The sequence below is a fragment of the Lacticaseibacillus nasuensis JCM 17158 genome (assembly GCF_001434705.1).
Classification (GTDB): domain Bacteria; phylum Bacillota; class Bacilli; order Lactobacillales; family Lactobacillaceae; genus Lacticaseibacillus; species Lacticaseibacillus nasuensis.
Map to the genome: position 1 here is coordinate 123312 of NZ_AZDJ01000003.1, position 14110 is coordinate 137421.

At 58.4% G+C, this 14110-nt stretch carries 14 protein-coding genes; 6 read left to right on the forward strand and 8 right to left on the reverse strand.

Translation table 11 applies throughout. The annotated features are described in order from the left end of the window. Nucleotides 1–18: 18 nt before the first annotated feature. A complete protein-coding gene (locus tag FD02_RS02325) occupies nt 19–1353 on the forward strand; it encodes an MATE family efflux transporter (RefSeq protein ID WP_056950112.1) in 1335 nt (444 codons plus the stop codon). A gap of 14 nt (nt 1354–1367) precedes the next feature. Here FD02_RS02325 and FD02_RS02330 read toward each other — a convergent pair whose 3' ends face one another. Continuing rightward, nucleotides 1368–2108, reverse strand: a complete 741-nt coding sequence (locus FD02_RS02330; protein ID WP_054721539.1) for a hypothetical protein — start codon at nt 2106–2108, stop codon at nt 1368–1370. Between the two features lie 157 nt (nt 2109–2265). Here FD02_RS02330 and FD02_RS02335 point away from each other — a divergent pair, with 157 nt between their 5' ends. Continuing rightward, on the forward strand, nt 2266–2793 hold the full coding sequence (locus FD02_RS02335) for a nitroreductase family protein (protein ID WP_056950114.1): 528 nt from the start codon (nt 2266–2268) through the stop codon (nt 2791–2793). Between the two features lie 47 nt (nt 2794–2840). Here the strand turns inward: FD02_RS02335 and yjeM are convergent, their stop codons facing one another. The 7 genes from yjeM to FD02_RS02370 form a co-directional block, all read right to left on the reverse strand. Continuing rightward, nucleotides 2841–4355 (reverse strand): glutamate/gamma-aminobutyrate family transporter YjeM, encoded by a 1515-nt coding sequence (gene yjeM, locus FD02_RS02340; protein ID WP_056950116.1) that lies wholly within the window; start codon nt 4353–4355, stop codon nt 2841–2843. A 12-nt stretch (nt 4356–4367) separates the two neighbouring features. Beyond that, nucleotides 4368–5654 (reverse strand): histidinol dehydrogenase, encoded by a 1287-nt coding sequence (gene hisD, locus FD02_RS02345; RefSeq protein ID WP_056950117.1) that lies wholly within the window; start codon nt 5652–5654, stop codon nt 4368–4370. A gap of 623 nt (nt 5655–6277) precedes the next feature. Beyond that, nucleotides 6278–6976, reverse strand: a complete 699-nt coding sequence (locus FD02_RS02350; RefSeq protein ID WP_156408220.1) for a VIT1/CCC1 transporter family protein — start codon at nt 6974–6976, stop codon at nt 6278–6280. A gap of 15 nt (nt 6977–6991) precedes the next feature. Beyond that, complete coding sequence (locus FD02_RS02355; RefSeq protein ID WP_056950119.1) at nt 6992–7672, reverse strand: VIT1/CCC1 transporter family protein; 681 nt, start codon at nt 7670–7672, stop codon at nt 6992–6994. A gap of 94 nt (nt 7673–7766) precedes the next feature. Beyond that, nucleotides 7767–8198 carry a universal stress protein gene (locus FD02_RS02360; protein ID WP_056950121.1) on the reverse strand — a complete coding sequence of 144 codons (432 nt, stop codon included), beginning with the start codon at nt 8196–8198 and terminating at the stop codon, nt 7767–7769. After that, nucleotides 8198–9757 carry an Nramp family divalent metal transporter gene (locus tag FD02_RS02365; protein ID WP_056950122.1) on the reverse strand — a complete coding sequence of 520 codons (1560 nt, stop codon included), beginning with the start codon at nt 9755–9757 and terminating at the stop codon, nt 8198–8200. Before FD02_RS02365 ends, FD02_RS02360 begins: the two co-directional genes overlap by 1 nt. Nucleotides 9758–9918: 161 nt before the next feature. After that, nucleotides 9919–10383: an NUDIX hydrolase gene (locus FD02_RS02370; protein WP_054721547.1), complete on the reverse strand. Its 465-nt coding sequence runs from the start codon at nt 10381–10383 to the stop codon at nt 9919–9921. Between the two features lie 217 nt (nt 10384–10600). On the opposite strand from FD02_RS02370, the gene FD02_RS02375 reads away from it, so the two are divergent. From FD02_RS02375 to FD02_RS02390, 4 genes are all read left to right on the forward strand, one after another. Next, nucleotides 10601–11827: an extracellular solute-binding protein gene (locus FD02_RS02375; RefSeq protein WP_056950328.1), complete on the forward strand. Its 1227-nt coding sequence runs from the start codon at nt 10601–10603 to the stop codon at nt 11825–11827. Nucleotides 11828–11930: 103 nt separating this feature from the next. Beyond that, nucleotides 11931–12746, forward strand: a complete 816-nt coding sequence (gene kduD / locus FD02_RS02380; protein ID WP_056950124.1) for a 2-dehydro-3-deoxy-D-gluconate 5-dehydrogenase KduD — start codon at nt 11931–11933, stop codon at nt 12744–12746. A 324-nt stretch (nt 12747–13070) separates the two neighbouring features. Next, nucleotides 13071–13328, forward strand: a complete 258-nt coding sequence (locus FD02_RS02385; protein ID WP_054721549.1) for a hypothetical protein — start codon at nt 13071–13073, stop codon at nt 13326–13328. Between the two features lie 34 nt (nt 13329–13362). Next, nucleotides 13363–14103, forward strand: coding sequence for a sugar phosphate isomerase/epimerase family protein (locus FD02_RS02390; RefSeq protein WP_056950126.1), 741 nt, complete (start codon nt 13363–13365; stop codon nt 14101–14103). Nucleotides 14104–14110: the final 7 nt, after the last annotated feature.

A 14110-nucleotide genomic window follows, 5' to 3' on the forward strand; every position in this document is an offset into this window, starting at 1 on the left:
GCCCAGGAGGAGTCTGCAATGGATGAATTATTTGCGCATGCGCCAGTTCCTAAGGCTTACATGCACCTGGCGTTACCGGTGGTGTTAGGGATGGTGGCCAGCATGGTGTACAACCTGGTCGACACGTTTTTCGTCGCGCAAACCGGTAATGCCGACCTGGTCGCCGGCGTCACGTTGGGGGCGCCGTTGTTTTCGTTCATGTTGGCGCTTGGTGATATCTTCGGACTCGGCGGCTCGGCGCTGCTGTCGCGGCTGCTGGGCAACGGCAAACGCGCGCAGGTGCGCGCGTTGTCGAGCTTTTGTTTGTACGCGGCAGTGGCCTTATCCTTGGTGATCACGGCGCTGTTGCTGGGTTTCAAGCAGCCGATTTTAACGCTGTTAGGGGCGACGGCGGCCACGCGGGCATACGCCGGGGCGTTTTACACCATGCTGGCCGGCGGGGCAACGTTCATCATCGTGTCGCTGGTGCCAGGAAACATCATTCGCACGGAAGGCCTGGCGAAGCAATCCATGATTGCCACGGTGGCCGGCACCGCGCTGACCATCGTGTTGGACCCGCTGTTTCTGTTTGGTTTTCACTGGGGCGCCGGCGGGGTCGGCCTGGCCAACGTGCTCGGATACGCCTTGAACACCGGCTTGCTCTTGTGGTTCACGCAGACAAAGGCCCAGTACCTCAGCATCGCCCCGCGAGTCGCCAAAGCCAGCCCGCACGCGCTCGGGGCAATCCTAGCCATCGGGATTCCGGCTAGCCTGACCAACTTCATGCAAAGCCTGGGCACGATGTTGTTGAATCAGCGCCTCGCCGCGCACGGAGCCAATGCGGTGGCGGCGATGGGAATCGCCCAAAAAGTGTACATGATCGTGATGTTGATCATGGTCGGGTTTGCGTTTGGCGCCCAGCCGTTGATTGGCTATAACTTCGGCGCCAAGGCGCGCCAGCGGCTCAACGAGATTCTGCGGTTCGATTTTCGAGTCGAAATCGGTTATGCCTTAGTCGCCGCCGGGGTCTTGATTCTATTGGCCCCGCAAATCGTCGCGTTGTTCATGAACCAGCCAACCATCGTGGCCATGGGTAGCCTGATGTTGCGGGCACTGTTGATCACCATGCCGTTCATCGGGGCGATTTTGGTGTTCACGACGGTGTTCCAGTCCGTGGGGCAGTCGCTTGACGCCTTAATCATGGCCATTGCGCGCCAAGGCGTGATCTTCGCGGTGGTGTTGTGGCTGCTGCCGCAGTGGCTCGGCTTTGCCGGCATCGTCTGGGCGCAGGCGGTGAGTGACTTGCTCACCTGTGCGATTGGCTATGGCCTGTATCGCCACAGCAAAACGCTGTGGTGGCAACCAGCAGCGTAATCGTTGGGGGCCACCTACGCGACGACGGTGAGTTCGTGCAGGGTGTGACCAGCGGGATCGAGCAGGTGCAGCCAAGAGTTGGTGCTGCCGAAGTACAGGAACAACCCGACTTCGTTGACGCTTTTTAGCGTCACGTCGGTGGTGAGCCGCCAGTTTGCGTCAATTGCATCGGCGTGTTCGCTGCGGAGCTGTTGGGCAAAGCGCGCGGAAAAACCCAGCGTGCCATCGGCGTTCAACGGGGCTTCGGCTTTCAGCTGGGCCCCGGCTTTGATCACCATGGCGCTGCGGCTGACCCAATACACGGTCGCCTGCGTGCCTTGATACGTCGTGGTGAAGGGCACCGTCGCGATCGCCTTACGCCAACTGTGACGCGGTTTGCCGCCAGCAGGTTTGGCCGGCGCGGTAAGGTCGATCCCTAGTAGCGTCATCAGTGGCGTCATCGCCGTCCACACCGCCGCGGTGGGTTTGGCGTAGTTGCTTGGCACGCGCTTTAAGTCCGCCGGCACCGCGACCTTACGTTTGCTGGTTTGAATCAGGCCGGCCAGGTAGCGGGTGAGGTAGATAGCCTCTGTGGTACTGGCCGGAAGCAGATTAATGGTGCGGGTGTAGGAACCGGTCGGCGTGACGTCTAGCGCGACCAGCGTACCGGCGTTATCGTATAAGGTGGTGGCGCCGGCGACAGGCGAGGCGGCGACAATGACGGTACCGAAGTCGCCGGTAATGGTTAAGGTGTCGTGATCAAACGTGGTTGACATGAATCTTCCTCCGAACGTGGGTGCGGCGACACGTTGTTTCACGTGAAACAATGTGCCGCCGGCAACGATGTGCTTGGTCCATCCTAGCAGAGTTTGCGGTGAGAACCAAGCCGGTGATGGTGGTATAGTGAAGGCATCAGATAGGAGGGTGTTTGTGATGGAAACAATGGCAACAATTCGCAGTCGGCACGCGATTCGGCAGTACACGGGGGCGGCGCCGAGCCCAGCGGCAATGGCTCAAATCGAAACTGCGCTGCAGGCCGCGCCAGTGGCGATGGGCGCCTATGATCACCTGCACGCAACGATCATTACCGATCCGGCGATACTCAAGGCCATCGACGATACGGCGGCGCGCCAATTCGGGCGCGCCAACATGTTGTACGGCGCACCGGTGTTCATCTTACTGTCGGCCAAGCCGGCTCACGAAACGTTAGGCAACGCCGATTACGCAAGTGCCGGCATCGTCGTGCACAACATGGCCTTGGCCGCCACGGCGGCCGGCGTCGGCTGCTGTTACATCTGGGGAGCGGTGGCCGCATTGAACCAGGAACCGGCCACCGTGGCCAAGCTCAACCTGCCGGCGGGCTTTGTCCCGTGTTGCGGGCTGGTGCTGGGTGAGTTTGCCGGCGACTATGCGCCGCGGGAGATTCCTAGCGACCGCATCGGCATCAACCGGCTAGCATAATTGGCAAAACAACAGGGGCCGCGCTTTTGCGCGACCCCTGTTTGTGGTTATTGTACCATGGTGCCGGCGAGGGCGGCTTGCCGCCGCGCGACGCGTTCGTAGATCTTGTACAGGCACAGACCGATCAAGCCGAACAGGATCGGGCCGATGATTTCGAGGAAGAGGTCCCAGTAGGCGCCGTCTTGCAGCGAATCCACCACGGTGGAGATGACCCCCGCCAGCAGCAAGGCGTCGACCAGGCCGGTGACGATCCAGGTGGTACTCATCCGGTTGTAGATGACAAACGGCCGGTCGAGGTCTTTTCTCAGCTTAAAGAACGGGAAGGCCGTGACCAGGAAGAGGTAAGGCACCGTCGAGGAGATGTTGTCCATCAGCGTGAGGACGTTGTAGAAGCCCTCGGCGTTGCGCCCGCCGAAGCTGGTCAAGGCAATCAACACGCACACTACCAGCGCCTGGAACCACATCGCGTTGGCGGGCATGTCCGCTGCGTTCAGCTTGGCAAAGTTACCCGGCCACAACTTGCGTGGCGTCCCTAAGATGAAGGATTTAATCGGCATGTAGACGATGACGAAAAACGACCCGAAGTAGCTCAGCAACATAGTGAAGGCCGAGAAGCGGGCAAACCAGAAGCTCAGGGTTTGACTCGCCGCTCCGCTGAGCCCGAAGGATTGCCCAACGACCAGCCCCAGGTTGCTCATCAAGACGTACGTCGTGTTGCCGAGGTTGGCGCTGGTGCCCTTGAACATCTTGGTCCAGTTGCTCGACGCGCCCCACAAGAGAATCAAGGCGGCGTAAATCAGCGTGATGGCAATGGCCCCGGCGACCATCGCCCGCGGGAAGTTGCGCTTGGCGTTGGTCATGCGGTCGGAGACGCTGCCCAGCGCCTCGATGCCGGCGTAGGCGTACACGGCGAAGATGATGAACGACAGCATTTCCGCGGGGCCTTGGTAGCCGGTACGAGGTGATTGCAGGAAGTTCTTCACCGTCACGGGTTCGGCAAAGCGAAAGCCGTTTTTCGCCAAGAGCACCAGGCTCACCGTGGCGAACACGGCGGTGAGGGCCAACGCGGCGATGCCGCCGATGCCGGCGAGCTTGGCGACCTTGCCCAGCCCGCGGGTGGCAATCAAGGTCACCACCAGGAAAAAGGCGATGGACATCAGGCCGATGGTGGCCGTGGAGCTGAGACCAAACAGGCTCCAGGAGCCGGTGGAGTCGCGCCCGGTCAGCGTGGTGGCCAGCATGATCCAGATTTTCGACACGGTCGATACGATCAGGATGACCCAGCTGGCCAGCCACACGAAGCCGCCGATGAAGGCCCACTTGGCGCCGATGCCGTTCTTCAACCAGGCATACACGCCGCCTTCATCCGCGTGCAAGGTGGCGCCATACTCGGCAAACATCAAGCTGCTGGGGATGAAGAACAGCGCGGCGGCCAGCACGTACCAAATGATGCCGGAAAAACCCATCGTGTAATAGGCGATGCTGGTGTTGTCAAAGGCAAAGGCCGAGGTGAAGATCATCAACATCACGGCGATAAAGCTAACGGTTTTGGTTTTCGTCATAGGGCAGACTCCTTATTGATCGTTGCGGAAGCGGCTTTCAACGGCTCTGGCGTGAGCTTCCAGGCCTTCGGTGCGGGCCAAGGTGGTGATGGCACTTTCCTCACGGGCCAAGGCGGCCTTGGAATAGGTGATGAACTGGGTGCGTTTCATGAAGTCCGTGACCCCCAGTGCCGAGAAGAAGCGCGAAGTGCCACCGGTGGGCAGGATATGGTTCGGCCCGGCGACGTAATCGCCGACGGGTTCGGAAGCGGCAAAGCCGAGAAAGACGCTGCCGGCGTTTTGAATCAGGCTGAGGTATTGCGCGGCGTCTGGCAGCTGGACCTCCAAGTGTTCCGGCGCAATGGCGTTCATCACGGCAAACGCGGCGGGCAAATCGGGGACCAAGGCGATGAAGCCTTCGTTTTCCACGCTGGCCCGGGCGATTTCCTCGCGCGGCAGGGTGGTGAGTTGCCGGTCGATGGCCGCCGACACGGCGGTGGCAAAGTCACGGTCTGGGGTGACCAGCATCGGGCGCGAGCGCTTGTCGTGTTCGGCCTGAGACAACAAGTCAGCGGCGACGTTTTCCGGGTCGGCCGCGGCGTTGGCAATCACACCGATTTCCGACGGGCCGGCGATCATGTCGATGGAGACGGTGCCGAAGACCTGCTTCTTGGCAGTGGCAACGAAGATGTTCCCGGGACCGGTGATTTTATCGACCCGCGGAATCGATTCGGTGCCATAGGCCAAGGCGGCGATGGCTTGCGCGCCGCCGACTTGATACACCTCGGTGACGCCGGCAATCTTGGCGGCGGTGAGCACGCTTTGGTTGAGGCCGTCCGCTTGTGGCGGGGTGACCAAGGCGATCCGCGCAACCCCGGCAATCTTGGCCGGTAAGACGTTCATCAGAATCGAGCTCGGGTACGCCGCGGTGCCGCCTGGAACGTAGACGCCGACTGCGGCCAGCGGCGTGATCCGCTCGCCTCGCATGACGCCGGGTTGTTCCGTGTCGACAAAACCGGTGGCCTTTTCCTTTTGGTGGTAGCTGATAATGTTGCGCTTGGCCAACTCGAGGGCGGCGATGAGGTCCTGCGGGGCGTTGGCGTAGGCGTCGTCGATGGCGCTTTGCGGCACGCGCAGGTCGGTTAAATCGGCGTTGTCGAATTGCTTTTCGTAGCGGCGAATGGCGGCGTCGCCTTCCGTGCGCACCGCGGTGAGAATCGCGGCCACGCTGGCTTCAACGGCTGGGTCGCTGGCGGCCACGGCGGAGCGCTTGGCGGCATAGGCAATGGTGTCTGCTAACGGTAAATCGATAATTTTCATGATTTCTTCTCCTTTTGGGCACGCAGGGTGTGGCTGGTCAGCGCGAAAAAAAATCGCCCTCGAAGATCAATTGATCTTCGAGGGCGATTTTGTCGCTGTGCCACCTCGGTTCGCCTTCCCCTTGCGAGGTTGGCCTTACGTTGCCACCGCTTCGGCGGCCGTAGCGACTGAAGTGGGGTAACCGAGATAACGCGACGAGCGGTTCGGCCTAACGCAAGCGCTCAGCCAAACGGTTAGTTCCGGATGTGATTCGTCATCACTCATCATCGACTCGCAGCACCCGTCGACTCTCTGAGATGAGGAAATGACTACTATTCCGGTCAGAACCTTTAACGTTCTTTTAATTTATGGTTAATGTACGCGCAATAAATCGCCTTGTCAACATTTTGGCCAAAAAAAATCAGCGCCGGCTAGCGACGCTGAATCCTCAAGCGGCATTACCGCTGCACTGGCATGGGAATGTAAGGGTGATGGCGGCGCGTCAGCAGCGCGGCGGTTAAGGCCGCGGTGCCAACCGATAGTAGCGAAATTAGCGAGAGCATTTTCATGAGCAAGGCTCCTTTCTGGATACTGTCATTATCGCCGTCTAGTTTGAAGAAGCTGTGACAAAGGTGGGAGGAAACTCACATGAGTTGGCCGATGCCATAGTGGATGATCATGGTGATGATGCCGATGATGACGTTGCGCGTCATCGCCGTTTTGACCAAGCCGTCACCGAACTTCGCGGACAGGTAGCCGGTGAGGGTCACGGAGAACAGTACGGCGAGGATTGTGCCGGGCCACTGCCAGGCCACGGGCAGGAAGGTCATCGCCACTAAGGGGAAGATGCCACCGCTGGCCGCAGAAACCAGTGAGGAAAAGGCCGCGTCCCACGGGTTCATAAAGTGGCCTAGCTGCAGTTGGTACTTCACGCGAATCACCGTGCCCAAGGCGTCCTTGTGCATGAGTTCCGTGGCGATTTGCTCAGCGGTCGCCTCGGTCACGCCGCGGCGGACGTAGTAGTTGGTGACGGCATGCAACTCGGCGGCGGGGTCGTCTTTGAGCAGTCTGGCTTCACCGGCCACCACGGCGGCTTCGGTGTCTTTTTGCGAGCTAACGCTGGCGTATTCGCCGCTGGCCATGGAAAACGCGCAGGCCAGCAAGTCGGCCAACCCGGCGATGAAAATCGTGAAGTGATCCGTCGTCGCGGCGGCCACGGAGAACAAGACGCCGACTACGGTCAAGATGCCATCATTGGCGCCCAACACGCCCGCCCGTAAGGTGTTGGCGCGCTCGGCCATGGTTTGTTTCTGCTTCTTTGGTTTTGTGGTTACGGTTCCCATCATGGTGAGCACCTCCTACCGTGCGAACAGGCTGCCAATGCCGTAAGTGACAATCATCGTTAAGATGCCGGCGACCACGTTGCGCAGTGCCGCCTTCCACGGGTTGGCCTTGCCCAGCACCGCCGCCGCGTAACCGGTGAAGGTTAAGGCGAAGATCACGGCGAGCACCGTGGCGATGACCTTAATGGCTGGCGGGAAAAAGGTGATGGCCACCAGCGGCAAAATCGAGCCGGTGGGAAACGCGATCATGGACGCCAAGGCCGCGGCCACCGCGCTGGTTTCTTCCTTGGGGTCAAAACCGTAGCGTTCGCGCACCGCGATGTCCAAGGAGTCCTCATGCGCCATCATTTCCGTGGCCGCCTTGGCGGCTAGCGCCGGTGAAATCCCGGTGGCGTGATACTGATTGGCAATGTAGTCGATTTCGCCTTGGCGGTTCGTGGCCAATGCCGCTTGCTCTTTTTGAATCGCGCGTTTTTCACTGTCGCGCTGGGAGTTCACCGAGACGTATTCGCCCATCGCCATGGACACCGTGCCGGCCAGCATGCCCGACAGTCCCGATAGGAGAATGGCAGCGTTGTTGTTGGTCGCGCCAGCCACCCCGATGACGATGCCCGCCACGCTGAGGATGCCATCATTGGCCCCCATCACGCTGGCCCGCATGACGTTGATTTTTTCTGCTAAGCCCATTGTCTTCATGCAATCGCCCCTCACACATTAGAATGGTTCTAAAGACACAATCATTATTGTAAGGCTCGGTTCCCGTGAATGCAAGGCGGAACGACGGGCATGGCTAGCGAATGACCAGGACCGAAATCGGGGCGTGCTTGGCCATGTAGGCAGCTTGGCTACCAAAGTATTTCGCCGGGGCGGGTTTTGCCGCCGCACCGATGATGAGCAGGTCGGGCTGGTATTGCGGAATCAGCGTCTTGACGATCACCTCGCCGGGGTCGCCTTCGCCGATCACTGCCTGCACCGGCTGAATCCCGGCTTGAGTGGCCAAGGCGCAGTATTCGTTGAGGTGGGCCTCAAGCGCGGCGCGTTCGCCGTGGATATAGTCCTTGGACAGCGCCTGATACACATTCATGTCATCAGCTTCGAGAATCGAGGCGATAATCAGCGCCGCGCCGTCCGCCTTGGCGCGGTGCAGCGCGTATTGAAAGGCGGCTAGGGCGTCGGGCGAGTCATCGACGCCAACGAGAATCTTGTGAAAGTCTGTTGTCATTAGTCTGCCTCCTGGGCCAAGGCCGTCAGCCGCCGGTTGTGCTGGGTCAGGTCATACATGCACCAACCTAGTAACGCCAGGATCAACGCGATGGCGATGTAGGCGGCGACGTGCGCCTCTGGAGCCAAGGCGGGGCTGACAAAATTGGCAAACGCCGCCGGCAGATTCAACAGGTTCAGGAACGTTAACCCGATGACGGCCACCCAGCCGCAGCCCCGGACCCAGCCGGAATTGCGGAAGCGCGCCCCCATTTCCGCGGCGCTGTCGGTGAGCATCAACAGCGGCAACATCGAGAATGGCAAGGCGAAGGCCAAGAACACCTGCGAGTTATTCATCAAGGTATTCAAGGCCTCGTGTTCGTCCACGGCCGGTAGATTGCGGGTCAGCCAGACGCAGATTAACACGGGCACCACAGAGATGAGCCGGGTGACCAGCCGCCGGGCCCAAAGCGGCATCCTCATGTGAATGAAACCTTCCATGATGACCTGGCCAGTCAGCGTGCCGGTGATGGTGGAGTTTTGGCCGGAAGCCAGCAAGGCAATGGCAAACAACGCCGATAAGACGCCGGACTTGGCCACGGCAATCAACACGCCGTTGGACAGCATTGAAGTGTTAGATAACGCGTGGAATAAGCCGAAGAAGGACGGATCCTTGACGGCACCAGACTTGAATACCGCCACGCCCATGATCAACAGCAAGGCGTTGACGACAAAGGCGAAGGTGAGCTGAATGTTGGAGTCCCACTGCGTGAAGCGCACGGCCGTGGCCACGGCGTCGGGGTCGCTGTGATCAACCTTGCGCGTCTGGGAGATGGCGGAGTGCAGGTACAGGTTATGCGGCATGACCGTGGCCCCAATGATGCCCAGCGCACCGCTCAACGGCGACATGCCGTTGACGGTGGGGTGGGTCGAAATCGTGGCCGCGTTAGGCACTAAGCCCTGAATGACGGCGCCCCAGTCGGGATCAGACAAGGCGACTTGGTACACAAAGACCAGTAAGATCACCATAATCAGGCATACGACAATGGCTTCGATTTTGCGGAAGCCGATTTTGGTCAGCAGTAATAAGAGCAAGACGTCAAACACCGTGACGAACACGGCGACGACTAATGGAATATGAAACAAGAGGTACAGCGCAATGGCGGCGCCGATGACCTCCGCGATATCGGTGGCCATGATGGCAAACTCCGTCATGAGCCAGAGAATGATGCCGAGTGATTTGCTCGTGCGGGCGCGAATCGCCTGCGCGAGGTCCATTTGACTGACGATGCCAAGCTTAGCCGCCATGTTTTGCAGCAACATCGCGATTAAACTTGAAATCAAAATGATCGACATGAGGAGATATTGGAAGTTTTGACCGCCGGTGATGCTAGTCGACCAGTTCCCCGGGTCCATGTAGCCTACCGCCACCAACGCACCCGGGCCGGAATAAGCGAATAAGGTTCGCCAAAATCCCTTGCCAGTGGGCACCGGTACCGTGCCATTGATTTCTTCAAGCGACGGGCCGTTGGCGTATTCGATCAGCTTGTGCCGCTTTGGTGCTTCATGTGCTTGTTTCACATTATCCTTCCTTCCTGAAATCAGCTCCAGTATACGGCAGGAAGAAAGAAAAATAAATCCTAAATTTAGGAACGGCTAAGTTTATGTTTAACCGCGCAACGCCTGACTAAGGGCATTTACTGCATACTATCGTCAATAATTAGCAAGTGATTCACCCGCTCCTAAGAAAGTTGGAGCGCCTTGGCCGCGTAGGCAATCATGTCGGCGTTTTGTTGATTCAACAAGGGCGGCAAGGCCGACACTGGCCAGTACTGGAGGCGGACGGTTTCGCTGGTATCCGCCTCGCTCAAGGCGCCGCCGGTGGCTTCGACCAGAAACAGCATGGCAATCGTCTGCGCCACGTCGCCATTTGGGTACGCCGTTTCGCCTTGATCAAACAAGTGTAAGGGCCGCACGATGCGCACGGCCAAGCCGCTGTCCTCCTTATACTCCCGGATGATGGCAGTGGCATAGGACTCGCCATACTCCAGGTAACCGCCGGGCAGGCTCCAGTTGCCGGTGTCGGTACGTAGGTTAAGGAGTACCTCATTTTTCTCGTTGAGCAAAATCCCGCCAGCACAATTGAGGATGATGGGGGTGTGGCCGACCAAGCCCCGAATCATTTTGATGTAACCCGTTGCAGACATCTCATCGCTTCCTTTCGCCACCATTGTAGCAAATTGCCTGTACGACTGCGGGACGTGAAAAGCGCGCTAAATTTGCCCAATCGCGCCAAGAAACTTTCATTTTTTTTGAAAACGTGGCATGATATAGCCCTGTAAAGACACCTAATGTCATGGAGGCAGAATTGGTTTGAAAAAACAGGGTTGGCATCTTTTATTGACGGTGGCGCTAACGGCGCTGATGGCGTTAGGCGCCGCTGGCTGCAAGCAGGCCAAGACGCAATCGGCACCCATTAAGATCACGTACTGGCACCGGATGACCGGGTCATATAACACGGCCTTGCAACATGAAATCAAGGCCTTCAACCGCAGTCAAAGCAAGTACCGCGTGGTCGGTGTGTCGCAAGGCAGCTATGACGCCTTGCAGGAGAAAATCATGGCGGCGGCCAAGTCCAAGACGTTGCCCGTCATGGCTCAAGCACCGTACACCAACATTGGCGACTATGTGAAGGCCGGGTTCTTGACGAGCTTCGACGCCAATATGCTGCATGGTGACGCCAAGCTCACCGCCAAGCAACGCGCTGATTTGTATCCCAGCTTCTTAAGCACCGGGAAGTACCAAGGCAAGTATTATGGGCTGCCGTTTTCCGTCTCCACGTCTGTGCTGTTCTACAACCAGACGTTGATGAAGAAATACGGCATCGCTATGCCGCACACCTGGGCCGACATCGAAGCCGCCGGCAAGAAGGTGCAGGCGGCCAAACTCGCCGCCGTGGCGCTGGATCAATCGTATGACGTCACCCTTGAAGGCATGGCGCAACAGGCCGGAGCCAAGGAAATCACGGCTAGTGGCAAGGTCAACTTGGGCCAGCCGGCGGTCATCGACGCGGCGGCCAAGCTCCTCGCCTTGCGCAAGGCGGGGATCCTCACCACCGCCGGTTCGGATGGCTACTTCACCACGGATTTCGTTAATCAAAAGACGCTGTTTGCCATTGGCAGCTCCGCCTCGATTCCCGTGCTGGAGCAACAGGCACCCAAGTCTCTGGCGTGGGGGACGGCGACGATTCCAGCCTATGCTGGGCATACCGGCACGCCGCTGAACGGCAACGAAAACGTCCTCTTTAAGACCGCCAGCAAGGCGCAGCAGCGCGGGGCGTGGTTGTTTAGCAAGTTCTTGATGCAAGGCAAGCAAACGGCATACTGGGCCGCAAAAACCGGCTATGTGCCAGTGGCCAAGTCGGGGACGGCCAGCGCCACCTATCAGGCCTACCTCAAGCAGCATCCGGCGTACCAAGCGGCGGTCGACGCCGTGCCGGCCAGCTTTGGGTCAACGGTGTTCCCTGGTTACACCGATTACCGCAACGATTTGATGGACACGGTGGATAGCACCTTGACGAAGCACGTTTCCGCCAAGGCGGCCTTCACCAAGCTAGCCAAGCAAACTGAGCAAATTATCGCGGCGCAATAGCTGCAAGGACCGCGCCATGCGCGGTCCTTTTTTGCGTTTGGCCGGTTTAGCGTTACGATAATTATATGTAACTGCGGCAACTCACCGCACCGAAGGAGGACTCATGACCCAAGACCCGAAAGAAATCGCTGCGTTGACTGCAGCACTCGACCAATTCCAAATGAACCTATTTGACCTCACCGGTAAGGTGGCCATCGTGACCGGTGGCAACACCGGCTTAGGCCAGGCGTTTGCCGTCGCGTTAGCGACAGCCGGCGCCGATATCTTCATTCCCGCCCATCACGATAAGGGCTTTGAGGCGACGCGGGCGCTGATCGAAAAGCGCGGTCGACAGGTGAAGTTTTCCCTGGCCGACCTCACCGCACCAGGCGCAGCCGACACGGTGATTGAATCCGCGTTAGCCGCCTATGGCCACATCGATATCCTCGTCAACAACGCGGGGATGATTCGCCGCAACCCGCTACTTCAATCTAAGGCCGCGGATTGGCAGGCGGTCATCGACATCAACCTCAACGCCGTGTACGCCTTGTCGCTGGCGGCTGCCAAGATTTTTGCCAAGCAACACAGCGGCAAGATCATCAACATCGCGTCGATGCTGTCGTTTCAAGGCGGCAAGTTTATTCCGTCATACACCGCCGCGAAGCACGGCGTTGCCGGTTTGACCAAGGCCTTTGCCAGCGAGCTTGGCGCGGACAACGTGCAGGTCAACGCCATTGCGCCGGGGTACATCAAAACGGCCAACACCGCCGCAATTCGCGCGGATCAGGCCCGTAACGCCGAGATCCTAGGTCGCATTCCGGCCGGTCACTGGGCAGAGCCGCATGAATTGATGGGCGCCATGGTGTTTCTCGCCAGCGCCGCGGCGAACTACGTCAACGGCGTGATTCTCCCCGTCGATGGCGGCTACCTCGTGCGTTAATACAACAGATTAGTCATTTTGTGCTGATACAGCCTCGGTCGCCGACCGAGGCTGTTTTGCTGTGGTGGAAAGCCTGCTAACGGCCGCTGACCGGGCCTGACCGACCATGCCGGCCAATGCGAGGTAATCGGCCCGATAAGGGTAACACGAAGGTAACGAAGTTAAACGGTTACCCAACTTGTTTTAGGACCCTAACAGCGAACAAATCATAGTGATACAGGCAAATTAAACTTTTTTTGCTTCACGCTTGCATTTATTTGGGTAAACGATTACCATAGAACTCGTGAAAAGGGTTACAGCCATTTTTTGATTGGAGGAACCGAGATGTCAGAACGCACCTTTATTGATCCCGAGAAGTTTGCATTCAGTTTCGCGGATAGTACCGCCAAGCCGACCGAAGACAAGGCCGACGTGGTGCCAGCCGCCAAGAAGTACCTGTTGCATTACCTCACCGCGTATTACCTGGTGGAAGACTTCAATGCCGAAGAGGCGAAGAACTTCACCAGCTCAACCGAGGAGCACTTCAAGGATATGTCATTTGGTGAACTGCTGGATCGCGTTCAGAAGTTGAATAAATACTAATTTGCCAGCGCAATTGCGCGGAAGGAGAAGACTCATGACTCTCATTTTAAACACCTGGATTTTTGAAGCCGACGTTAAAGCAGGGGCCAAGCAGGCCGACCTGGTTGATCGGGTCGCCAAGCTCGGTGCGGACGGGATCGAAGTCCGCCGCGAATACTTCACCGACATCGATTCTGAGTTGCCGGAAGTGGCCAAGCACGCCAAGGCGCACAACATGATCGTGAACCTGTCCGTTCCAGACGTCGTGTTTGAAGAAGACGGCAGCCTCAACCCGAAGCTGGGCCAATACTTCAAGGAAGGCCAGATTCTGGGCTTGAAGAAGATCAAGTTCAACACCGGCCACTTCGATCGCTTCACCGGCGATTTGAAGCAAGCCTTCAGCCAGTTCCCACTCGACGAAATCGAAATGAACGTCGAAAACGACCAGACGCCGGTTTCCGGGACGGTCAGCGCCATCAAGACGTTCCTGACTGCCGCCCATGAAGCTGGGTTGACCAGCCTTGGTTATGTTTACGACTTGGGCAACTGGGCCTTCACCCATGGCGATGCCGAAGCGGCTGCCAAGGAGTTGGCGCCATTCACGCATTACATCCACTTGAAGAACACCATTGATGACAATGGCACGCTGAGCACTTCCGCTGATTTGGATACCGGCATGTACGACTGGCGCGCCTTGATCAAGTTGCTGCCGCAGGATCAGTACTACGCCTTGGAATACCCGATGGCGACTGACGAACAAATTGCTGCGCAAATCAAACTCTTCCAAGATCGGTAGGTAAGTA